The sequence below is a fragment of the Streptomyces sp. NPDC048297 genome, assembly GCF_043201585.1.
GTDB lineage: Bacteria > Actinomycetota > Actinomycetes > Streptomycetales > Streptomycetaceae > Streptomyces.
In genome coordinates, this window is record NZ_JBICZA010000011.1 from 44,052 (window position 1) to 65,784 (window position 21,733).

A 21,733-nucleotide genomic window follows, 5' to 3' on the forward strand; every position below is an offset into this window, starting at 1 on the left:
AGGGTGCCGGCGGGTGCTACTTGGCCGCGGCGATGGCCTGCTCGAACTCGTGGCGGATGGCGTCGCCCGCGGTCCGCCGCCACTTGGGCAGGATGTCCTTCCGGAAGGAGGAGAGCGGCTTGCGGCCGGCGACGATGTCCTTGACGGCGGTGTAGACCTCGTCGGTCGAGGAGGCGCCCTTGCTCGCGTTGGTGTCCGAGAAGAAGCCCGTGGTCGGGTTGGTCCGGGCGATCTTCATCAGCTCGACCTCCGTCTCGTGGACGCCGCGGGTGATGTCCGGCTTGCCGGGCAGGTAGAGGGTCTGCGGGGCGTTGCCGAAGAAGTTGATGGCCTGCCGGGTGGTGAGGACCTCGGCGTTGCCCTTCTTGTTCAGCACCACGTCGCCGTCCTTGGTGCGGTTGTAGTGCGTGCCTTCGAGACCGTTGTCCAGGAAGAGCCGCTCCTCGGTGCCGAAGGGGGCGGACAGGTAGTTCATGATCTGGAGCAGGGTCTCCACACGGTCCTTGTCCACGTTCTTGCTGATGGCGGTGAAGCCGACGGAGCCGTAACCGTATCCCCAGGTGGGAGTCGTGCCCTTCTCGGCGGCGAACGGGACGACGACCTTCTCCGGCCAGTCGTACATGTTGCTGTCGTTCAGGAAGCCCGGGAAGGACTGGACGTGCAGGCCCAGGAAGCCGCCCTCCATCTTCTCCAGGGTGGTCGGCAGGTTCGGGTCCGGCCAGAACAGCTGCGCCTTCTGGCACTTGAGGGCGAACTCCAGACCGGCGTGGAACTCGTCGGTCTCGAAGTAGTGGGTGAGCTTGCCGCCGTCCATGCGCCAGCCGTTGGGCGCGCCGTGCCAGTAGGCGAACTGGAGGATGTGGTTCACGTACGCGGGCTCCAGGACGTACTTCTTGCGCTTGACGTCGAGGAGTTCCTTCGCCTTGTCGAAGAAGTCCTGGGCGCTGTCGAACCGCACACCGCCGACCGGCTTCCAGAAGTCCTCGTTGGCGACGTAGACCTGGCCCATGCGGCCGTACGGGACGGCGAGACCCCAGATCATGCCGTTGAAGACGGCTGTCTTCCAGGCGAACTCGGGGATGTTGGCGAGGTTCGGGTACTTCTTGACCGCGTCGCCGGAGAGGTACGAGGTGAGGTCGTGGAACTTCGCCGCCAGGAGGGCCGGGACGTTCTTCAGGCCCTGGTTCGGCGGGAACCACATCAGGTCGGGCATCTCGCCGCCGGCGATGATCGCGTTGAACTTCGCGCGGTAGACGTCGTCGGCGCCGAGGCCGTTGACGATCGTCATCCTCAGTTCGGAGCCCAGGCGCCTGTTGAGTTCCTGCCAGTACGCGTTGCGGTTCATCGCCGGGGCCGCGGTCGTGAACGTCTCGGTGAGCACGGTGACCGGCTTGCCGTCCCCCGGCGTCCCGCTCGCGCTGCGCACCGGGGACTTGGGGTAGCGCAGGTACGCGGGGTCCAGGCCCTGGGCGTTGCCCGGCAGGTCCGGGGCCGGGACGTCGGCGGCGACGTACGTCGGCAGCTTGAGCTTGGCCGACGCCTTCGCGCCGCCGCCCGACGCGGCGCCGGAACCGCACGCGGTGAGGGTGCCGGCACCGGCGAGGGTGAGGCCGGTGACGCCCGCGGCGCCGAGGAAGCCGCGGCGGTTGAGGTCTCTGGCGGACATGGCTCTCCTAAGGAACGTGGAAGCTGGAACGTGGAACGTGCGGCGTTCGGCGTGCGGCGGATGAGGGTGAGGGTGACTGCTCGGTCCCGGTGACGGATCAGGCCTTGATGGCGCCGGTGAGTACGCCCTTGACGAAGTACCTCTGGAGGAAGGGGTAGACGGCGATGATCGGCAGCACCGCGAGGAGCAGCACGGCCATCGACAGGGAGGTGCTCGCGGGCAGCACGCTCACGCCGAGGGCCTTCGCGTTGAACGTGTCGCCCTGAAGGACGTACGAGCGCAGAACGACCTGGAGGGGCAGCTTGTTCGGGTCGTTGATGTAGAGCATCGCGTTGAAGAAGCTGTTCCAGTACGTCACCGCGTAGAACATGCCGACCACGGCGATCACCGCCTTGGACAGCGGCAGCACGATCCGGCACAGGATGGTGAGTTCACCGGCGCCGTCGAGGCGGGCCGCCTCGTGCAGTTCGTCGGGGATGCCCTGGAAGAACGCCCGTACGACGATGATGTTGAAGGCGTTGAGCAGGATCGGCACGACCATCGCCCCGTAGGTGTCGAGCAGTCCGAGCTGCTCCACCACCAGGTAGTTGGGGATGATGCCGGGGGTGAAGAGGAACGTGCCGACGACGATCAGGAGCAGCGGCTTGCCCGCGAAGGTGCGGGGCCGCGAGAGCCCGTACGCGAGAGAGATCGTGCACAGCAGGCTCAGCGCCGTGCCGATCACGGTGACGCCCACGCTGACGAGCGCGGCGCGGGTGATCACGCCTCCGGAGAGGACGACGCGGTACGCCTCAAGGGTGGGATGCGAGGGGAACAGGACGTAGCCGCCGTTCGCGGCGAGTTCTGCCTTGGTGGACAGGCTGGTCCCGATGGCGAGCAGGAAGGGGTAGCCGACCGCCACGATCATCGCGACGATGACGACGAACTTGAGGGCCTGCGCCGCCGGGTTGGGCTGTTCCATCCACGCCGGGCGCTGGGCGGAGCGGCGGCGCTTCCTGATGTCCGCGCGGCTCGCGCGGGGCAGCGTGGTGGAGACGGGCTCGGTGCTCACTGGTAGACCCCCTGCTCGCCGAGGCGGTGTGCGACCTTGTTGGCGAGGACGATCAGGACGAAGCCGATGACGCCCTTCATCAGACCGGCGGCGGTGGACATGCCCCAGTCGCCGTCGACGACGCCGTGGAAGTAGACGTAGGTGTCGAGGACTTCGGAGGCGTCCGCGCCGACGTTGTCCCGCTGGAGGAGGATCTGCTCGAAGCCCACCGACAGGATGTCGCCGAGGCGCAGGATGAGCAGCATGATCATCACGGGTCTGATGCCGGGCAGCGTGATGTGCCACATGCGGCGCAGCCAGCCCGCCCCGTCCATCGCCGCGGACTCGTAGAGCGAGGTGTCGATGGAGGCCATCGCGGCGAGGAAGATGATCGCGCCCCAGCCCGCGTCCTTCCAGACGCTCTGGGAGGTGATCAGGTAGATGAACGTGTCGGGGTTGTTCATGATGTTGCCGACGTGTACGCCGTGCTCGTTCAGGTAGCTGGTGACCGTGCCCGCGCCGCCGAAGACCTGCTGGAACATGCCGACGACCACGACCCACGACAGGAAGTGGGGCAGATAGACCACGGTCTGCATCAGCCGGCGGGTCTTGTCGCTGATCAGTGAGTTGAGGAAGAGCGCGAGGGCGATCGGCGCGGGGAAGTAGAGGATGAGCTGGACGGCGCTGATCTTCAGCGTGTTCCAGACGGCCGTCCAGAACTCCGGCTCCTCGAAGAGGACCGTGAAGTTGGCCAGGCCGGTGAACGGGCTCGCCTTGAAGCCCAGGTAGGGCTGGTAGTCCTGGAAGGCGATGCTGTTGCCCGCGAGCGGCAGATAGAAGAAGACCGCGAAGTAGAGGACGCCCGGCACGCACAGCAGGAGCAGTGTCCGGTCCTTCCTCAGGCGCTCTCGCAGGGGCCGCCGGCTTGTGGGCCTTCGCGCCCCTTTCGCAGGGGACGACGCGTTCTTCCTGCCCGACGTCCCGGGGGCGTCGGGCAGTTGGCCGGGCGGGGTCTGGGATGTGGGCACGGGCGATGCGGACGCAGCGGCCGACACATTCACCTCCTGCGTCGTGTGGTGAGCGAGGGTGGGACACCTCTGACCCTCGCGGGGCTGCGGCCCGAGGCGCGAGGTACCGGAATCTTGCGTCAGTCCCCCCACGGGTGACAAGTCTTGATTGGTAATTCTTTAAATCTTGCAGCTTCACGCATGGGTGCGCAGGCAATGAGCATGCGGGCGCGTACCGGTCCGGTGCGCGGCCTGCGGCAGGTGTGGGTCGCGGGTCCACCGCCGGGGCGGTGGCCGGTGGCCCGTGGCCGTGTCAGACGGCGATCACGTTGACGCCCGCCTCGCTGAAGCGGGCGGAGGTCTCGGCGCTGATGCCGGTGTCGGTGACCAGCGTGGCGACCCGGCCGAGACCACAGACACGGGCGAAGGCGCGCTTGCCGACCTTGGAGGAGTCGGCCGCGACGACCACCCGCTGGGCCCGCTCGGCGAGCAGCCGGTTGATCGTGGCCTCCCCCTCGTGATGGACGTACGCCCCGCGCTCGATGTCGATCGCGTTGACCCCGAGCACCGCGATGTCCAGGGCGATCTCCTCAAGCACCCCGCTGGCCAGCGGGCCGATCAGCTCGTAGGACTGCGGCCGGGCGACACCACCGGTCACCACGGTCTTGATCTGCGGCCGGATCACCAGCTCGGTCGCGATGTTCAGGGCGTTGGTCACCACGGTGAGGGCCGGCGGGCGCCCCGTGCCGGCCGTGTCCGCGGCGACGTCGGCCCGTACCGAGAGCGCGCGGGCGACCTCGGTGATCGTGGTGCCGCCGGTCAGCCCCACCACCTCGCCGACGGCCACCAGATCCGCCGCGGCCCGGCCGATCCGCTGCTTCTCGGAGGCGTGGCGCGCCGTCTTGTAGCGCAGCGGCAGTTCGTAGGAGACGCCGTGTGCGACCGCGCCGCCCCGGGTGCGGGTGAGCATCTGCTGCTCGGCGAGCTGGTCCAGGTCCCGGCGGATGGTCGCGCCGGAGACGTCGAGGGTGGCGGCGGCCTCCTCCACCTCCAGCCGGCCGTGCCGGGCCAACAGCTCCAGCAGCGCGTTCCACCGGGCTTCCCTGGACACGGGCACTCTCCCTCGCTCTGGGGCTCTCGGCCGCCAGGACTCGCACAGCGCGTCGCTTCTGCAGACGAACTGCAAGATTGATGCTTGATGTTGATCGTAATCCCTGGCTATCGTGCGCAAACAAGCATTCAGTCTTCAGGGTGGAGCACAGAGATGTCCCATGTCGAGGTCGAGATCGCCGCCCAACCGGAGTGCTGGCGTCGCGCGGCAGACCTGGCTCCCTCCCGGTGGGACGCGCTGCCGGCCACGGGCGAACGGATCGCCGTCGTCGGCTGCGGCACGTCGTACTACATGGCCCAGGCCTACGCCGCGCTGCGCGAAGGCTCCGGCCAGGGCGAGTCCGACGCCTTCGCCGCCTCGGAGTTCCCCACCGGACGCGGCTACGACCGGGTCGTGGCGCTGACCCGGTCCGGCACCACGACCGAGGTGCTGGACCTGCTCGGACACCTGCGCGGCACCGTCCGCACCGCGGCGATCACGGCGGACCCCGGGACCCCGGTCATGGCGGCGGCCGACGACGTCACGGTGCTCGACTTCGCCGACGAGCGGTCCGTGGTGCAGACCCGCTTCGCCACCACCGCCCTCACCCTGCTGCGCGCCCACCTCGGCCTGCACACCGGCTCCGTCGTCGCGGACGCGGAGACCGCGCTGGCCGAACCGCTCCCCGAAGGCCTGGCCGACTGCTCGCAGTTCACCTTCCTCGGGCGGGGCTGGACGGTCGGCCTCGCCAACGAGGCCGCGCTCAAGATGCGCGAGGCGTCACTGTCCTGGACCGAGTCCTACCCGGCGACGGAGTACCGGCACGGCCCCATCAGCATCACCACCACCACAACCGCCACCTGGATGTTCGGCGAGGCCCCCGACGGTCTCGCCGAGCAGGTCCGGGGCACCGGCGGACGCTGGGTGCAGGGCCGGCTCGACCCACTGGCCGAACTGGTGCGGGCACAACGGCTGGCGATCGCCGTATCGGCAGCCCGGGGCCTGGACCCGGACAGCCCGCGCCATCTGACGCGCTCCGTCATCCTCACCGGAGCCTGACCGCCATGGCACACGTCATCGCTCTCGACGTCGGCGGCACCGGCATCAAGGCCGCGCTGCTCGACCGGGCCGGGCAGGTCGTCCAGCGGTCCTGGCGGCCCACCGGCCGGGAACGCGGCCCGCAGGCCGTGGTGCGCTCCATCGTGGACTTCGCCGCGGACCTGCACCGCGAGGCGACCGATGCCGGGCACCCCGTGTCCGCGGTCGGCCTCGCCCTCCCCGGCATCGTGGACGAGGCCACCGGGCGCGGCGTCCACTCGGCGACCATCGGATGGCGCGACATCCCGTTCCGCGACCTGGTCCGCGAGCGCACCGGCCTGCCCACCGTCGTGAGCCACGACGTGCGCGCGGGAGGCGTGGCCGAAGCGCGGCTGGGCGCCGGGCGCGGGCAGCGGCGCTTCCTGTTCGTACCGGTCGGCACCAGCATCGGCGCGGCCCTCATGACGGACGGCCGGGCGGAGTCCGGTGCTAACGACCGGGCCGGCGAGATCGGCCACCTCGTCGTGCGGCCGGGCGGGGAGCGGTGCGCCTGCGGCGCCGCCGGATGCGCGGAGAACTACGCGTCGGCCGCCGCCGTCGAGCGCCGCTACGCCGCCGCGACCGGAGTGCGCGCCGACCCGGCGCTGATCGCCCGGCGGGCGGCCGACGGCGAACCGGCGGCCGTCGCCGTCTGGGACGAGGCCGTCTCCGTCCTCGCCGACACGCTGATGCTCTGCTGCACGGTGGTGGACCCCCCGCTCGTCGTCCTCGGCGGAGGACTGGCCGAGTCCGGCGACCTCCTGCTCGACCCGCTGCGCGCCCGGATGACCGAGCGGGCCGCCGTCGCGGTGGTGCCGGACCTCGTCCGCGCACAACTCGGCGACCGGGCGGGCTGTCTGGGCGCCGGGCTGCTGGCCGCCGACCTGCGACCGGCGGCCACGGCCGCGAGGGGGCCAGCGCAGTGATCGTCACCGTGACCCCCAACCCGGCCCTGGACATCACCTACACCGTGCCCGGCTTCCGGCCGCACACCACCCACCGGGTGGCCGAGACCGCCGCGCAGGCAGGGGGCAAGGGCATCAACGTCGCCCGGGTGCTGCACGCGCTGGGCCGCAGGACCATCGCCGTCCTCCCGCTCGGCGGTGCCACCGGCACGGCAGTCGAGGCCGATCTGGTCCGGTCGGGGATCCCTCACCTGCGCGTACCGATCGACGGCGAGACCCGCCGTACCGTCGCCGTCTCGGACACCGCCGACACCACCATGCTCAACGAGGCCGGGCCGGAGGTCGGCGCGGCGGAATGGGCGGCGTTGCGCGGCCGGGTGCGTGACCTGCTGCCGCGGACCCGGGTGCTGGTCGTCTCCGGAAGTCTGCCGCGCGGCCTGCCCGAGGACACCTGCGCGGACCTGGTCCGGCTCGCCCGGGACCACGGGGTGCCGGTGATCCTCGACGCCGACGGCCCGGTACTGCGGGCCGGCCTGAGCGCACGGCCCACGGTCGTCAAACCGAACGCCGCCGAGCTGCTCGCCGTGACCGGCATCGAGGACCCGGCCGAGGCCGCGACCGCCCTGCTGGCGGCGGGGGCCGAGACGGTGGTGGCCTCGCTCGGGCCGGACGGCCTGCTGGCCGCCACTCCCGACGGCCGCTTCCGGGCGCGGCCACCGGAGCGGGTGGTGGGCAACACGGCAGGGGCGGGTGACGCGGTGGTCGCGGCACTGGCGGCCGGCCTCGCCGACGGCGCGGCCTGGTCCGACATGCTCGGCGACGCGGTCGCGCTCTCCGCGGCGACCGTGCTGGCTCCGCGCGCCGGGGTGTTCGACCCGGGCGCCTATCGGCGCTTCGCGGCGGCAGCGACGCGCGCCGCTTCGGCCTGACGTGCCGGCATCCGCTCTTCCTGGAACACCCGTGCCCCTCGCGGCCACCGGCCCGCCCGCAGCCGAAGTGGGCGCCGGGACGCGGGTGTTCCTCCGGATCAGTGAGAACGCCGTGAAGTCGTCATGGCGGACTCCCAGGTGGCCGCGATCAGGCTTCGGGCTGGGGCCGGCCGGCTGCCGTGCGGCGGGCCGCCATCACGGCGAAGACGATGATGCCGGCGAAGAGGAACAGCACGCCCTGGTACACCGCCGCGTATCCGGAGCCGGCGACCAGCCATATCGAGAAGCCGGCGGCGACGGCGGCGATCACGCTGTCCCGTACCAGCCGCGCCCGGTCGACCTTCTCGCGCCGGCCCGAGATCAGGTGGAAGATCTGCGCGGCGGCGGCCAGCAGATAGGGGACGGTCGCGGTGAACGTGGTGATGAGCACCAGGGATTCGAAGACCTTGCCCGAGCCGGCCGCGTAGTTGTAGACGGTGAGCAGCGAGGCGAGGACGACGGTGACGAGGACACCGACGGTCGGCACCCCGCGCCGGCGGCGCGCGAAGGCGGCCGGGAACAGGCCGTCCCGGGCCGCCGCGTACGGGGTCTGGGCACTCAGCAGCGTCCAGCCGTTGAGGCAGCCGGTGATCGACACGAGCGCGGCGAGCGCGACGGCCCAGCCGCCCCAGCTCCCGCCGAACATGGCGTTCACGGCGTCGGAGAACGGCGCGGTGGAGGTGACCAGGCGGCTGTGCGCGACCGTGCCGAAGACGGAGAGCGTGCCGAGCAGGTAGACGAGCGCCGCGCCGATCGTGCCGATGACCGTGGCGCGGCCCACGGTGCGGCGGGGGTTGTCGACCTCGCCCGCGCTGACCGAGGCGGACTCCACACCGAGGTAGGAGAAGAGCAGGATCGCGGCGGAGGCGGACACCGCGCCCATCGTGCTGCCGCCGCCCGCGTGGAACGGGCCGAGGTTGTGCGGGTCGAAGAAGAACAGCCCGCCGGCGGCGACGAGCAGCAGCGGCGCGAACTTCAGCACCGTGGTCACGAGCTGGACGGCGCCCACGTACCGGGTGCCGGCGAAGTTGGCGAGCGCGGGCAGCCACTGGATGACGAGGGCCGCCAGGCACGCGGTCCAGCGGTGAGCGTTCACGGGGATCAGCACGTCGAGGTAGCCGACGGCGGTCACGGCGAGTGCCGCGTTGGACACCCAGCTGGTGATCCAGTACGCCCACGCGGTGAGGAAGCCGGCGAAGTCACCGAAGGCCTCGCGGGCGTAGACGTACGGGCCGCCGGTGAGCGGGGTGCGCTCGGCGAGCCGGCCGAAGACCAGCGCGAGGGCGATGGCGCCGACGGTCAGGACCACGAAGGCGACCAGGCTGACGGTGCCGAAGGGGGCGACGGAGGCCGGGAGCAGGAAGATGCCGCCGCCGATGATGTTGCCCATGACCAGGGCGGTCGCGACGGGCAGTCCGAAGCGGCGGGCGTGCCTGCCGTTGCTGCCGTGGGAGTCCTCGCCGGGGATCCGGCCGGACATCCGGCCGGAGATCTCGGGGGTGGGCGAGGGCGCCGGAGCCGCTTGTGGGGCGGCGGATCCGGTGACGTGCATGGGTGGGGGTACCTCTCAGAGAACTGGTGTTCCCCGGGATCGCCGGGGCGAGCCCATGGTCGGGGATGCCCCGACCGGGCTCCAAATCACCGGTTCTTGTCTTGCGAAGGGTGCCTGATCACGCGAAAAACCCTCTGCCCCGGCCACCCCGCCGGGAGATATTGCGGTCCGCGCCACCCTGGCGGCCTCACCCTTCCGCCCGCCTCACCCCTTGTTCGAGCCGAGGGTGAGGCCGCTGACGAACTGGCGCTGCAGCGCGAAGTACACGAGCAGTGTCGGGATGGCGGTGAGCAGGGCGCCGGCGGCGACCAGGTTGGGGTCGGTGAAGTACTGGCCGGACAGGTTGTTCAGCGCCGAGGTGATCGGCATGTTCTCGCCGGTGGAGATCAGCACGAGGGCCCAGAAGAAGTCGTTGTAGATCCAGATCGACAGCAGGGTCGCCAGGGCCGCCATCGCCGGCTTGCACAGCGGCAGGGTGATCTGCCAGTACAGCCGCCACACCGACGCGCCGTCGACCAGCGCGGCCTCGGTCAGCTCGTGCGGCAGCGAACGCATGTAGTTGCTCAGCACGAACGCGCAGAACCCGGACTGGAACGCCAAGTGGATCAGCACGAGGCCGAGCGCGGAGTCGTACAGCTTGCCGCTCGCCGTGATGCCGGGCAGGTTCGTGAGCAGGTACAGCCGGTACAGCGGGGTGATGATGACCTGCTGCGGGAGCAGGTTGCCCGCCGTGAACACCAGCAGCAGCGCCAGGTTGAGCCGGAAGTCGAAGCGGGCCACGTAGAAGGCGACGCAGGAGGACAGGAACAGCGTCAGCAGCACGGCCGGTACGGCGATGATCAGCGTGTTGCCGAAGTAGTGCAGCATGTCCGACTGCTGGAACGCGTTCGTGAAGTTGTCGAAGTTCAGCGTGGACGGCCAGGAGACGTAGCCCTTGTCGCTGGTCTCGCTGTACGGACGCAGGGCGGAGAAGACCGCCCACAGCAGGGGTGCCAGCCAGGCGAGGGCGGTGCCGGCCAGGAACACGTGCAGCAGGATCCGGGCCGGGCGGACCGGGGCCCGTCGCCTGTGCGGAGCGGTCACGGTCGAGGCGCTCACGAACGCCGCTCCTTCCGGAAGGTGGCCACCAGGTACGGGATGATCACCACGAGGGAGATGACCAGCAGGACGACGGCGATGGCCGAGCCGTAGCCGATGCGGCTGGACTCGCCGATGATGTTGTTGGTCACCAGGATCGACAGCAACTCCGTGCCCTGGGCGCCCTTGTTGAAGACGAAGACCAGGTCGAAGGCGCGCAGTGCCTCGATGATGGTGACGACGAGGACGACCGTGTTGGTCGGGCGCAGGGTCGGGAAGATGACGCTCCTGAACGTCTGCCACTCGCTCGCACCGTCCAGCGCGGCGGCCTCCCGCAGCGACGGGTCGACACTCTTCAGGCCGGCCAGGTAAAGGATCATCATGTAGCCGGTGTGCCGCCAGGACGCGGCGACGAGGACCGCCCACAGGTTCAGATGCGGGTCGCCGATCCAGTCGATGTAGTGTCCGGGCTTGTTGGCGCCGATGACGCTGTTGATCAGGCCCGTGTCCGGGTTGTAGACGAGCTGCCAGACGAAACCGATGCACGCCATCGAGATGACGACGGGCAGGAAGAACGCGGTCTGGTACACCCGGCTGAACCGGATCCGCTTGTCCAGCTGCATCGCGAGGAACAGGCCGAACGGCGTCGGGATCAGGATCAGCACCACGAACCAGATGACGTTGTGCTGGACGGCCGGCCAGAACTGCGGGTTGTCGTTGAAGAGTTGGGTGAAGTTGTCGAGGCCCACCCACTTGATCGAGTCGAACCCGATGCCGTCCCAGGTGGTGAAGGCGAGGGCGACGGAGGCGAGTGCGGTGACCCACACCAGGGCCACGTGCAGGATCGTGGGTACGCCCGCCATCACGGCGAGCGTCCATCGGTCGCGGCGGGTCAGCAGGCGCCGGTGGCCCCGCGTGGCCCGCTTGCTTGCGGACGAGACGCCCGGAGCCGGCGGGGTGGCCGCCTCCGGGACCTCGGCGGTCGTGTCGGTGGTCATCAGGCCGCTCACTCGGACGCGAAGATCGTCTTTTTCTGGCGCTCGATCGACGAGAGCAGACCGTCCACGCCCTTGGGGTCCTGGATGAACTTCTGCAGCCCCGGCTGCATCACCGTGGAGGTGAAGTCCGGCCGGCTGTCGCGGTCCATGAACTGGGTGAGGGTCTTGGCGCCGCCGATCATCTCGAACGCCTTCTTCTGCAACGGCGAGTACGCGGAGGTGTCGGCCTTGTCGGAGGCGGCCACCACGCTCGAGTCCGTCTTGAGGTAGAGCTCCTCGGCGGCCGGGGTGCCCAGGTACTCCAGCAGCTTGACGACGCCGTCGTGGTTCTTCGGCGCCTTGCTGACCATGAAGCCGTCGGTGGGAGCCTCGACGGTGTCCTGGCCGTAGGCGGGGTTGATCTCCGGGAAGGCGAAGAAGTCGAGGTCGTCCAGATCGGCCTTGTCGGTGAACTGCTGGGCCACGAAGCTGCCCAGGAGGTACATGCCGGCCTTCTTCGCGTTCAGGGTCTGCGCGGCGTCCTGCCAGGTACGGCCCATCGAGCCGTCCTGGTGGTAGGGCAGGAGCTCGGTCCAGTGGTCGAAGACGGCCTTGACCTTGGCGTCGGTCCACGCGGCCTTGCCCGCCATCAGCTCGACGTGGAAGTCGTAGCCGTTCAGGCGGAAGTTGATCTGGTCGAAGGTGCCCATCGCGGGCCACTGGTCCTTGTCGCCGAAGGCGATCGGGACCAGGCCGTCCTTCTTCATCTGCTTGCACAGGGCCACGAGTTGGTCCCAGGTGGTGGGTACCTGGTAGCCGTGCTGCTGGAAGACGCTCTTGCGGTAGAAGACCGCCCACGGGTACGTCGTCAGCGGTACGAAGTAGTACTTGCCGTCCGCACCCTTGCTCAACTTCTTCATCGCCTCGGGGAAGTTGCCCCCGATCTTCTGCCACACGTCGTCGATCGGCGTGGCGAGCTTCTTGGCGGCGAAGAACTGCATGCGGAAGCCCGCGAACCAGTTGAACACGTCGTCCGGTGTGCCCTGGAGGTAGGAGTTGATCTGCTCCTGGAAGGTGTTGTGGTCCTTCGTGTTCACGTTCACCGTGATGCCCGACTGCTTCTTGTAGGCCGCGTAGACATCCGCGAACGCCTTCTTGGGCACCGCGTCCGACGCGTTGGAACCCACGGTGACGGTCTTCGGGTCGGATCCCGAACCGCTGCCGCCACAGGCGCTCAGCAGGGGTATGCCGGCGCCGGCGAGGACGGCCGCGCCACCGGCTCCGCGCAGCAGCGAGCGACGGCTTGGACCTGGGACGGAGAGACCGGACGACGAGTGGCGCATGGCGGCTCCTGAGGCGTACAGGGTTCGGTCAAGGGATTGAGTCGACTCCCGAAGGTGTACGAAACCGATCAGAAACCAACTCGACCAAACATCGTGGGCGTAATAACAGCTCCATGTCCGCGCAGGCGTCAATAGCTCGGTGGGTACTGGGGAGTCTCTTGCCCGAAACGTAATCCCAATCGTTACCTGGGCATTCGGCGCGGCTCGGGGTGGGTGGCCCCCGTGGCGGGGGGAGGCCGCGGGGGCTGTGCGAACACGGGCGGTTCCGATTCAGGGCCTGACCAGCAGTTGGAAGTCGAAGCAGTGGTGCGAGGCCCGGTGGACGTGGCTGCCGTACTCGACCGGCCGGCCCGTGCGGTCGTACGCGGTGCGCCGCGTGGTGAGCAGCGCCGCCCCCTCCTTCTCGTCCAGCAGGGCTGCCTCCGCGGCGGTGGCGCCGCGGGCGCCGACGCTCTGGTGGGCGCGGTGCGGGGCGATGCCCGCCGAGTGCGGCATCCGGTACAGACCCGTCGACTCCAGCCGTGCGGTGCCGAGTTGGAGCAGGGGCGTGGGCAGGTGGTTGCGCAGGAGCGCCACCGGCCGGCCGTGCGTGCCGCGCAGCCGCTCCAGCACGGTGACGTCGGTGCCCTCCGGGAGGGCCAGGGCGGCGGCCACCTCGGCGGTGGCGGGGACGCGTTCGTTGCGCAGCACCCGGGTGGTCGGGCTCTGTCCGGCCGCCTCCAACTGCTGGGCCGGCTGGTGGTGGAGGGGTGCCGGGCTCGTGCGGTCGAGGGTGAGGTCGAGGGGGTCGGTGACGGGGGCGGTCACAGGACGGGCGGGGTCACCGGTCCTCGCCACGGGGTAGGAGTGGCTCATGGTTCTCAGGTGTAGGCGCGGACGGCAGATGCTGTCCATCATTTGTGCTTACATTCTGACCTATTTGTGAAGTGATGTCTTGACAAAGTATTGACTTCGGGCTTCGCAAGGGCTTGGATCCCGTCCCAACGCACAGCACCCCTTTCGCCGCAGCACAGTGAGGTGGAGGAAAGATGGACCGCTCTTCTCGCTCCCGCTCCAGCAGACTGGCCCCCCTTGTCGCCGTGGCCGCTGCGACGGCCCTCGCCCTCGCCGGCTGCTCCAGTGGCTCCGGGGGGAAGAAGGCCGAAGAGACGGCGTCGGGTGCCTCGGCGGGCAAGGCCGACACCCCCCGGATGACGGTCGCCCTGATCACCCATCAGTCGCCCGGCGACACCTTCTGGGACATCGTCCGCAAGGGCGCCGAGGCCGCCGCCGCCAAGGACAACATCAAGCTGGTCTACTCCGCCGACCCGAACGCCGGCACCCAGGCCAACTACGTGCAGAACGCGATCGACCAGAAGGTCGACGGCATCGCGATCACCCTGGCCAAGCCCGACGCCATGAAGGACGTGGTCGCCAAGGCCGGCGCGGCCAAGATCCCGGTGGTCGGCCTGAACTCCGGTGTCAGCGACTGGAAGAAGCTCGGCCTGCTGGAGTTCTTCGGGCAGGACGAGACCGTGGCGGGCGAGGCGTTCGGCAAGAAGCTGAACGAGGTCGGCGCCAAGAACGCGGTCTGTGTGATCCAGGAACAGGGCAACATCGGTCTCACCCAGCGCTGCGACGGAGTGAAGAAGACGTTCTCCGGCACGACCGAGACGCTGTACGTGAACGGCGCCGACATGCCGTCCGTGAAGTCGACGATCACGGCCAAGCTGAAGCAGGACAGTTCCATCGACTACGTGGTCACCCTCGGCGCCCCGTTCGCGCTGACCGCGGCGCAGTCGGTGACGGACGCGGGCAGCAAGGCCAAGGTCGCCACCTTCGACCTGAACAAGCAGCTCAGCGACGCCATCAAGAAGGGCACCATCCAGTTCGCGGTGGACCAGCAGCCCTACCTGCAGGGCTACCTGGCGATCGACTCCCTGTGGCTGTACAAGAACAACGGCAACTACAGCGGTGGCGGCGAGCAGCCGGTCCTGACCGGCCCGGCGTTCGTCGACAAGTCCAACGTCGACCAGGTCGCCGGGTTCGCCGAGAAGGGCACCCGGTGATGAGCACGGCCCACCAGGCCGGGCCGGCGGTCGGGAGGCCGCCGGCGTCCGGCCCCGGGGGCGAGGACGGCCGCATCCGACGGCGCCCCCTGGCGTTGCGCCTGCTCGCCCGGCCCGAAGTGGGCGTCTTCCTGGGCGCCTTGGCCGTCCTGGTCTTCTTCCTGATCGTGGCGCCCTCGTTCCGCCAGGGCAGCTCGATGGCCACGGTGCTCTACCAGTCCTCGACCATCGGCATCATGGCCCTCCCGGTCGCCCTGCTGATGATCGGCGGGGAGTTCGACCTGTCCTCCGGCGTCGCCGTGATCACCTCCGCGCTCACCGCGAGCATGCTCAGCTACCAGCTGACCGTGAACGTGTGGACCGGTGTGATCGTCGCCCTCATCGTCTCGCTCGCCGTCGGCGCCTTCAACGGCTGGATGGTGGTGAAGACCGGGCTGCCCAGCTTCCTGGTCACGCTCGGCACCTTCCTGATCCTCCAGGGCGTCAACCTCGCCGTCACCAAACTCGTCACCGGGAACGTCGCCACCGACGACATCAGCGACATGGAGGGCTTCGACCAGGCCAAGAAGATCTTCGCGTCCTCCGTCGACATCGGCGGCGTCGAGGTGAAGATCACGATCTTCTACTGGCTCGCCTTCGCGGCCCTGGCCACCTGGATGCTGCTGCGCACCAAGTACGGCAACTGGATCTTCGCCGTCGGCGGCGACAAGGAGAGCGCCCGCGCCGTCGGCGTGCCGGTGGACTTCACCAAGATCACGCTGTTCATGCTGGTCGGTCTCGGCGCGTGGTTCGTCGGCATGCACAACCTGTTCTCCTTCAACAGCGTGCAGTCAGGCGAGGGCGTCGGCCAGGAGCTGATCTACATCGCCGCCGCGGTCATCGGCGGCTGCCTGCTCACCGGCGGATACGGCTCCGCGATCGGCCCCGTCTTCGGCGCGTTCATGTTCGGCATGGTCAACCAGGGCATCGTCTTCGCGGGCTGGAACCCCGACTGGTTCAAGGCCTTCCTCGGCGTGATGCTGCTCGGCGCCGTCCTGATCAATCTGTGGGTCCAGCGCACGGCGACCAGGAGGTGACCCGATGACCGACCACGGAACCGGCACCCACGACACCGGCACCCACGACACCGGCACCCACGGAACCGGAACCCATGGCACCGTCCTCAAGGACGCGGCGCACGCCGAGGACGCCCCGATCGTCGAACTGCGCGGCGCGGGCAAGTCCTACGGCAACATCCGCGCCCTGCACGGCGTCGACCTCACGGTCCACGCGGGCCGCGTCACCTGCGTCCTCGGTGACAACGGCGCCGGCAAGTCCACTCTTATCAAGATCGTCTCCGGGCTGCACCAGCACACCGAGGGCGCCTTCCTCGTCGACGGCACCCCGGTGCGCTTCGGCACCCCGCGCGACGCCCTCGGCAAGGGCATCGCCACCGTCTACCAGGACCTCGCCACCGTCCCGCTCATGCCCGTGTGGCGGAACTTCTTCCTCGGCTCCGAGCTGACTCGGGGCCCCTGGCCGGTACGCCGCCTGGACATCGCCCGCATGAAGGCGACCGCCGACCAGGAACTGCGCAACATGGGCATCGTCCTTGACGACCTGGAGCAGCCCATCGGCACGCTCTCCGGCGGCCAGCGCCAGTGCGTGGCCATCGCGCGCGCCGTCCACTTCGGCGCCCGCGTGCTGATCCTCGACGAGCCGACCGCCGCGCTCGGCGTCAAACAGTCCGGCGTTGTGCTGAAGTACATCGCCGCCGCCCGCGACCGCGGCCTCGGCGTCATCTTCATCACCCACAACCCGCACCACGCCTACATGGTCGGCGACCACTTCAGCGTGCTGCGCCTCGGCACCCTCGAACTCAGCGCCGACCGCAGCGAGGTCGGCCTGGAGGAGCTGACCAACCACATGGCAGGCGGCGCCGAACTCGCGGCCCTCAAACACGAGCTGGCCCAGGTGCGCGGGGTCGACGTCGAGGAGCTTCCCGACGCGGAGGACCTGACGGCGCCGGTGGCGAACGCGCCGGGGGAGAGTGCACCGGAGGCGAACGTAGCGGGGGAGAACGCACCGGGGGAGAGCGCACCGGAGGGGAACGCGCCGGAGGCGAACGTACCGGAGGAGAACCCGTCGGAGGAGAACCGCTGACGTGGCCGGGAACCGGCGGGGGTGGCCGGGCGTTGTGACGGGTGACGGGGGAACGTCCGCGAGGACGGGTGGGGCGAGGAAGACGGGGAAGTCGGGCAAGACGGGAGGACGACATGGCAGACCGTACGCAGCGCCGCGACCGTGACACGTCCGCGGTATCGGCCACCGAGGTGGCAGACGCCCCGGACCGGAACCGCTTCAGCCAACTGCCCGAGCGGATACGTCCCGAGGACATGGTGGAGACCAGGCCGGCGACCGTGCCGGACCCGGCACGGGTCGACTACAACGCGGACGAATGGCTGGTGCGTTACTGCCTCTGAACCGCTCCGAGCGGGATGGTGGCGGGCCGGCCCGGAGCGAGCGGCAGCCGGTCAGGCGGTGCGGACCTCGGTGATCGTCACCGGTCGGTGCTCGCGCAGGGACAGGGTGCAGGCGTCGGCGATCCAGCCTGCCTCCAGCGCGTCCGCGACGGTGCAGGGGGAGGGGCGGGTGCCCGCGACGACCTCGGTGAAGGCGGTGAGTTCGGCGCGGTAGGCGTCGGCGAAGCGGTCCATGAAGAAGTCGTGGGGGGTGCCGGACGGGAAGGTCGCACCGGGTTCGACCGAGCGCAGCGGAAGCTTGTCCTCCAGGCCGACGGCGATGGAGTCCTGGAAGCCGTGGAGTTCCATGCGGACGTCGTAACCGCGGGCGTTGTGACGGGAGTTGGAGACCACCGCGATCGTGCCGTCGTCCAGGGTGAGGATCGCGCCGGTGGTGTCGGCGTCGCCCGCCTCCTCGATGTACGCGGCACCCCGGTTGCCGCCCACCGCGTACACCTCGCTGACCTCGCGGCCCGTCACCCAGCGGATGATGTCGAAGTCGTGCACGGAGCAGTCGCGGAAGATGCCGCCCGAGGCGGCGATGTAGGCGGCGGGCGGCGGCGCGGGGTCCAGCGTGGTCGAGCGGACCGTGTGCAGCGTGCCCAGTTCACCGGCCCGGACGGCGGCCCGCGCCGCGACGAAGCCCGCGTCGAAGCGGCGGTTGTAGCCGATCTGGATCGGCACCTCGCTGTCCCGGACCGCCCTCAGGACGTCGACGCCCCGCGCCATCGTGCGCGCGACCGGCTTCTCGCAGAAGACGGGGACGCCCGCCTCCACCCCGGCCAGGATCAGGGCGGGGTGGGCGTCGGTCGCCGCCGCCACGACGATGCCGTCCACGCCGGCGGCCAGCAGCGCCTCCGGCGAATCGGCGACCTCGGCCCCGAAGCGCTCGGCGGCGGACTTGGCCGCGTCCGTGAACGGGTCGGTGACGACGAGGGACTCGACGGCGTCGAGCCCGGAGAGGGTCTCGGCATGGAAGGCGCCGATGCGGCCGAGGCCGAGGATTCCGATGCGCATGGGGGGTGCGGCTCCTTGGTGCGGGAGGGTTGGGGGCGAGGGGTGTTGAGGGGTGCGTGCAGTGTTGGGGCGTGCGAGGGGTGTTGGGGGGTGCGAGGGGTGTTGGGGGGTGCGAGCGGTGTTGGGGGGTGCGAGCGGTGTTGGGGGGTGCGAGCGGTGTTGGGGGGTGCGAGCGGTGTTGAGGGGTGCGAGGGCGTCAGTCGAGGCCGCCCAGGACGTTCTGGTCCCAGTCGATCACCGACCCGGTGACGACCCCCGACCGGTCCGACAGCAGCAGGACCACGAAGTCGGCGATCTCGTCCGGCTGGCCCAGCCTGCCCATCGGCAGCCGGGCGGCGGCCTGCTCGCGCCAGTCGTCGCCGGCGCCGTGGAAGGCGCGCTGGACGGCGTCCTCGCCCTCGGTCGCGGTCCAGCCGATGTTCAGGCCGTTGATCCGGATCCGGTCCCAGCGGTGGGCGTGCGCGGCATTCCGGGTGAGGCCCACCAGCCCGGACTTCGCTGCGACGTACGGCGCCAGGAACGGCTGTCCGCCGTGCGCCGACATGGTGATGACGTTGACGATCGTGCCGGGCGCCTTACGGGCCAGCATGTCGGCGACCGCCGCCTGCATCGCGAAGAAGGGCCCCTTCAGGTTCACCGCGATGTGCGCGTCGAACAACTCGGGCGTGGTGTCCAGCAGCGTGCCCCGAGAGGTCAGCCCCGCCGAGTTCACCAGGCAGTCGACACGGCCGTACTCGTCCACGACCTCGGCCACGGCAGCTCTGGCCTGGTCGGCGTCCCCCAGGTCGGCGCGGACCAACATCGCCCGGCCGCCCCGCGCGGACAGCTCGGTGACCAGGGCCTCGCCCGGCTCGGTGCGCCGGCCGGTGACCACCACCGCGGCACCCTCGCGGACCGCGGCGCGCGCGATCGCGGCGCCCAGGCCCTGGGTGCCGCCGTTGACGAGGACGACCTTGTCGTCGAGAAGTCCCATGATGCTCCCGCCCTGTCAGCTCCGGCGCCACGCGGCGCTGCCATTCTTGTCAGTACAAACACCTCGGACAACCAGCGGCGAGCCATCGAAATCCCCTCAGGAACCTCAAGGAGTCGGCCCATGGGCTACCCGTGCCCGATCCGGCCTACGACACCGGCAGGCTGACCCACGCCCCGCGCTCGGCCGACTCCGCCATGGCGTCCAGCACCGCGGCACTGCGCACCGCGTCCGCGAGTGTGGCGCCGTACGGCCGGCCCTCGGCGATCGAGCGCAGGAAGCGGGCGGCCTCGACGACCTTCAGGTCGTCGTAGCCCATCGCGTTGGCCGCACCCGGCTGGAACGCGGCGAACTCGCCGTCGCCCGGGCCGACGTACACCGTGCTCACCGGCTGGTCCTGGTACGTGGTGCCGCGGCTGACCGCCAGCTCGTTCATCCTGCGGAAGTCCCAGAACACCGCGCCCCTGGTGCCGTGCACCTCGAAGCCGTAGTTGTTCTGCTCGCCGACCGAGACCCGGCAGGCCTCCAGGACGCCCCGGGCGCCGGAGGCGAAGCGGAGCAGGCAGTTGACGTAGTCCTCGTTCTCGACCGGGCCGCGTTCGCCGCCGGAGGCGAGGGTGTGACCGGCGGTGGCGCCGGCCGGGCGAGCCCGCTCGGGAAGGAAGACCGCCGTGTCGGCGGCCAGCGACGTGATGTCGCCGAGCAGGAAGCGGGCCAGGTCGGCGCCGTGCGAGGCCAGGTCCCCGAGCACCCCGCTGCCACCGCGCTCCCGCTCGTAGCGCCAGGTCAGGGCGGCGTCCGGGTGGGCGGCGTAGTCGCTGAACAGACGGATGCGGACGTGGGTGACCGTGCCGATGTCGCCGCCCGTGATCAGGGCACGGGCGGTCTCCACGGCGGGCGCGTTGCGGTAGTTGAAGCCGACCGCGCCCTGGACACCGGCCTTGGTGACCGCGTCGGCCACCGCGCGGGCGTCCTGCCCGCTCAGGCCGACCGGCTTCTCGATCCAGATGTGCTTGCCCGCCTCGGCCATCGCCACGCCGATCTCCCGGTGCAGGAAGTTCGGCGCCGTGATGCTGACGGCCCGGACGCGCGGATCGGCGGCCACCTCGCGCCAGTTCCGGGTGGCGGAGGCGAACCCGAACCGCTCCGCCGCCTCCTCGGCCCGCCCCGGCACCTCCTCGGCGACCGTGACCAGTTCGGGGCGCAGTGCGAGCTGGGGATAGTGGTGCCGGACGCGGGCATACGCCTGGGTGTGCACCCGCCCCATCCAGCCGAACCCGACGACGGCGACCCCGAGCGCATCCACCATGAGAGCCCCTCCACGGACGGTCCACATCCTTGTCCGGGCCACCTTTGTACGGACATGAGCCGCGCGTCAACGAACGGGTCGACGCGCCGCCCGCGGACGCTCAGAGGTTGATCGCGTACGCCTTGCGCAGCGTCTCGTGGACCGTCCACGTCGTACGGTCGCCCTCGCGCAGGACGGCCATGTCGCCGGGCCCCACCCGCAGCGTCGAACCGCCCTCGACCTCGATCGTCGCCGACCCGCTGATCACGACGAACAGCTCGTCCGCCTCGGTGTCGGTGACCACGCCCGGAGTGATCTGCCAGATCCCGCGGATCTGCCGGCCGTCCGCCGACTCCCAGACCACCTTCCCGGTCACCTCCGGGTTCCCGGAGACGATCTGCTCCGGGGCGAGGGGTTCGGGTTCGAGGTCTGCGTCGGGGATGTGGAGCGCGAAACTGTGCGTCATGAGGCGACCCTAGCGAGCGCGTCCGGCGCCCGGCCGTCGACAGTGTGTGCGGCATCGGGCCTGGTGGGAGGACACTTCGTCGGGCGCAGCGGCCGGTGGCCGTGGTGGCGGCGGACGCGCTCCTCGCGCAGACGGCGCCTCAGCGCGTGGCGCGCACCCCGTCCAGCGCGATCGCGAGGACCCGCTCGCGCTGGGCGTCGTCGTCGAAGGCCGTCGCCGTGATGCCGGCGACCATGCGCAGCAGATCACCGAAGTCCATGTCCTTGCGCGCCACGCCCGCCTCCTGGGCCCGCTGAAGGAGGGGGCCGCCGGCCGCGTACATGGAGGAGCGGCAGGCGATGAAGATGTCCGACTCGTCGTTGAGGGCCTCGCGCACCGCGCGCTTGGTGACCATGTAGCCGGCGAACCGGTCCAGCCACGTCGTCAGCGCCTCCCACGGCTCCAGCGCCGCCGCCTCGACGGAGGCCCGGCACAGGGCGTTGACCTCGTCCGCGTAGACGCTCTCGAAGAGGTCGCGGCGGGTCGGGAAGTTCCGGTAGAGGGTGCCGATACCGACGCCCGCGCGCCGGGCGATGTCCTCCAGCGAGGCCTCCGAGCCGTGCTCGGCGAACGCCTCGCGGGCGGCGGCGAGCAGGGCGTCGAAGTTGCGTGCGGCGTCCTTACGGTGCGGTCGGCGGGACGCGACGATCTCGCTGACGGGGAACGACGTGGCCGTCACTGCTGCCTCCCGCAGGGAATCAGTTGAACCGGA

The 21,733-nt window shown here is 70.2% G+C and carries 21 protein-coding genes; 7 read left to right on the forward strand and 14 right to left on the reverse strand.

All coding sequences use genetic code 11. The features are described 5' to 3' along the window. Positions 1-16: 16 nt before the first annotated feature. From ACGFYV_RS14355 to ACGFYV_RS14370, 4 genes are all read right to left on the reverse strand, one after another. A complete protein-coding gene (locus tag ACGFYV_RS14355; RefSeq protein WP_393878681.1) occupies positions 17-1,666 on the reverse strand; it encodes a hypothetical protein in 1,650 nt (549 codons plus the stop codon). A 97-nt stretch (positions 1,667-1,763) separates the two neighbouring features. After that, positions 1,764-2,717, reverse strand: a complete 954-nt coding sequence (locus tag ACGFYV_RS14360; RefSeq protein ID WP_393878682.1) for a carbohydrate ABC transporter permease — start codon at positions 2,715-2,717, stop codon at positions 1,764-1,766. After that, positions 2,714-3,724: an ABC transporter permease gene (locus ACGFYV_RS14365; RefSeq protein ID WP_393878683.1), complete on the reverse strand. Its 1,011-nt coding sequence runs from the start codon at positions 3,722-3,724 to the stop codon at positions 2,714-2,716. The genes ACGFYV_RS14360 and ACGFYV_RS14365 overlap by 4 nt, the downstream gene beginning before the upstream one ends. Before the next feature lie 292 nt (positions 3,725-4,016). Further along, entirely contained in the window at positions 4,017-4,814 is a 798-nt protein-coding gene (locus tag ACGFYV_RS14370; protein ID WP_393878684.1) for a DeoR/GlpR family DNA-binding transcription regulator, read from the reverse strand. Between the two features lie 153 nt (positions 4,815-4,967). On the opposite strand from ACGFYV_RS14370, the gene ACGFYV_RS14375 reads away from it, so the two are divergent. The 3 genes from ACGFYV_RS14375 to ACGFYV_RS14385 are packed head-to-tail and all read left to right on the forward strand — an operon-like array spanning position 4,968 to position 7,704. Further along, the gene (locus tag ACGFYV_RS14375; protein ID WP_393878685.1) at positions 4,968-5,852 is read left to right on the forward strand and encodes an SIS domain-containing protein; all 885 of its coding nucleotides are present in this window, start codon (positions 4,968-4,970) and stop codon (positions 5,850-5,852) included. Between the two features lie 5 nt (positions 5,853-5,857). Then, the gene (locus ACGFYV_RS14380) at positions 5,858-6,796 is read left to right on the forward strand and encodes an ROK family protein (protein ID WP_393878686.1); all 939 of its coding nucleotides are present in this window, start codon (positions 5,858-5,860) and stop codon (positions 6,794-6,796) included. Beyond that, positions 6,793-7,704, forward strand: a complete 912-nt coding sequence (locus ACGFYV_RS14385; protein WP_393878687.1) for a 1-phosphofructokinase family hexose kinase — start codon at positions 6,793-6,795, stop codon at positions 7,702-7,704. Before ACGFYV_RS14380 ends, ACGFYV_RS14385 begins: the two co-directional genes overlap by 4 nt. Before the next feature lie 148 nt (positions 7,705-7,852). Here the strand turns inward: ACGFYV_RS14385 and ACGFYV_RS14390 are convergent, their stop codons facing one another. The 5 genes from ACGFYV_RS14390 to ACGFYV_RS14410 form a co-directional block, all read right to left on the reverse strand. Further along, complete coding sequence (locus ACGFYV_RS14390) at positions 7,853-9,295, reverse strand: amino acid permease (RefSeq protein ID WP_393878688.1); 1,443 nt, start codon at positions 9,293-9,295, stop codon at positions 7,853-7,855. Between the two features lie 204 nt (positions 9,296-9,499). After that, positions 9,500-10,393 (reverse strand): carbohydrate ABC transporter permease, encoded by an 894-nt coding sequence (locus tag ACGFYV_RS14395; protein WP_393878689.1) that lies wholly within the window; start codon positions 10,391-10,393, stop codon positions 9,500-9,502. Next, positions 10,390-11,370 (reverse strand): carbohydrate ABC transporter permease, encoded by a 981-nt coding sequence (locus tag ACGFYV_RS14400; RefSeq protein ID WP_393878690.1) that lies wholly within the window; start codon positions 11,368-11,370, stop codon positions 10,390-10,392. Before ACGFYV_RS14400 ends, ACGFYV_RS14395 begins: the two co-directional genes overlap by 4 nt. An 8-nt stretch (positions 11,371-11,378) precedes the next feature. Next, a complete protein-coding gene (locus tag ACGFYV_RS14405; protein WP_393878691.1) occupies positions 11,379-12,692 on the reverse strand; it encodes an ABC transporter substrate-binding protein in 1,314 nt (437 codons plus the stop codon). Between the two features lie 270 nt (positions 12,693-12,962). Further along, complete coding sequence (locus ACGFYV_RS14410; protein ID WP_393878827.1) at positions 12,963-13,529, reverse strand: GntR family transcriptional regulator; 567 nt, start codon at positions 13,527-13,529, stop codon at positions 12,963-12,965. 191 nt (positions 13,530-13,720) lie between these two features. Here ACGFYV_RS14410 and ACGFYV_RS14415 point away from each other — a divergent pair, with 191 nt between their 5' ends. The 4 genes from ACGFYV_RS14415 (at position 13,721) to ACGFYV_RS14430 (ending at position 17,202) form a co-directional block, all read left to right on the forward strand. Next, complete coding sequence (locus ACGFYV_RS14415) at positions 13,721-14,740, forward strand: sugar ABC transporter substrate-binding protein (protein ID WP_393878692.1); 1,020 nt, start codon at positions 13,721-13,723, stop codon at positions 14,738-14,740. Next, on the forward strand, positions 14,740-15,816 hold the full coding sequence (locus tag ACGFYV_RS14420; RefSeq protein WP_393878693.1) for an ABC transporter permease: 1,077 nt from the start codon (positions 14,740-14,742) through the stop codon (positions 15,814-15,816). The genes ACGFYV_RS14415 and ACGFYV_RS14420 overlap by 1 nt, the downstream gene beginning before the upstream one ends. Positions 15,817-15,820: 4 nt before the next feature. Next, positions 15,821-16,882 carry an ATP-binding cassette domain-containing protein gene (locus tag ACGFYV_RS14425; protein ID WP_393878694.1) on the forward strand — a complete coding sequence of 354 codons (1,062 nt, stop codon included), beginning with the start codon at positions 15,821-15,823 and terminating at the stop codon, positions 16,880-16,882. 113 nt (positions 16,883-16,995) lie between these two features. Continuing rightward, positions 16,996-17,202, forward strand: a complete 207-nt coding sequence (locus ACGFYV_RS14430; RefSeq protein WP_393878695.1) for a hypothetical protein — start codon at positions 16,996-16,998, stop codon at positions 17,200-17,202. Positions 17,203-17,253: 51 nt separating this feature from the next. Here ACGFYV_RS14430 and ACGFYV_RS14435 read toward each other — a convergent pair whose 3' ends face one another. The 5 genes from ACGFYV_RS14435 to ACGFYV_RS14455 all read right to left on the reverse strand — a co-directional run bounded on the left by ACGFYV_RS14435 (position 17,254) and on the right by ACGFYV_RS14455 (position 21,700). Next, on the reverse strand, positions 17,254-18,258 hold the full coding sequence (locus ACGFYV_RS14435; RefSeq protein WP_393878696.1) for a Gfo/Idh/MocA family oxidoreductase: 1,005 nt from the start codon (positions 18,256-18,258) through the stop codon (positions 17,254-17,256). 196 nt (positions 18,259-18,454) lie between these two features. Next, complete coding sequence (locus ACGFYV_RS14440; RefSeq protein ID WP_393878697.1) at positions 18,455-19,231, reverse strand: SDR family oxidoreductase; 777 nt, start codon at positions 19,229-19,231, stop codon at positions 18,455-18,457. Between the two features lie 145 nt (positions 19,232-19,376). Further along, complete coding sequence (locus tag ACGFYV_RS14445) at positions 19,377-20,537, reverse strand: Gfo/Idh/MocA family protein (protein WP_393878698.1); 1,161 nt, start codon at positions 20,535-20,537, stop codon at positions 19,377-19,379. A gap of 100 nt (positions 20,538-20,637) precedes the next feature. Beyond that, the gene (locus ACGFYV_RS14450) at positions 20,638-20,982 is read right to left on the reverse strand and encodes a cupin domain-containing protein (protein WP_393878699.1); all 345 of its coding nucleotides are present in this window, start codon (positions 20,980-20,982) and stop codon (positions 20,638-20,640) included. 139 nt (positions 20,983-21,121) lie between these two features. Continuing rightward, on the reverse strand, positions 21,122-21,700 hold the full coding sequence (locus ACGFYV_RS14455) for a TetR/AcrR family transcriptional regulator (RefSeq protein WP_393878700.1): 579 nt from the start codon (positions 21,698-21,700) through the stop codon (positions 21,122-21,124). Positions 21,701-21,733 lie beyond the last annotated feature (33 nt).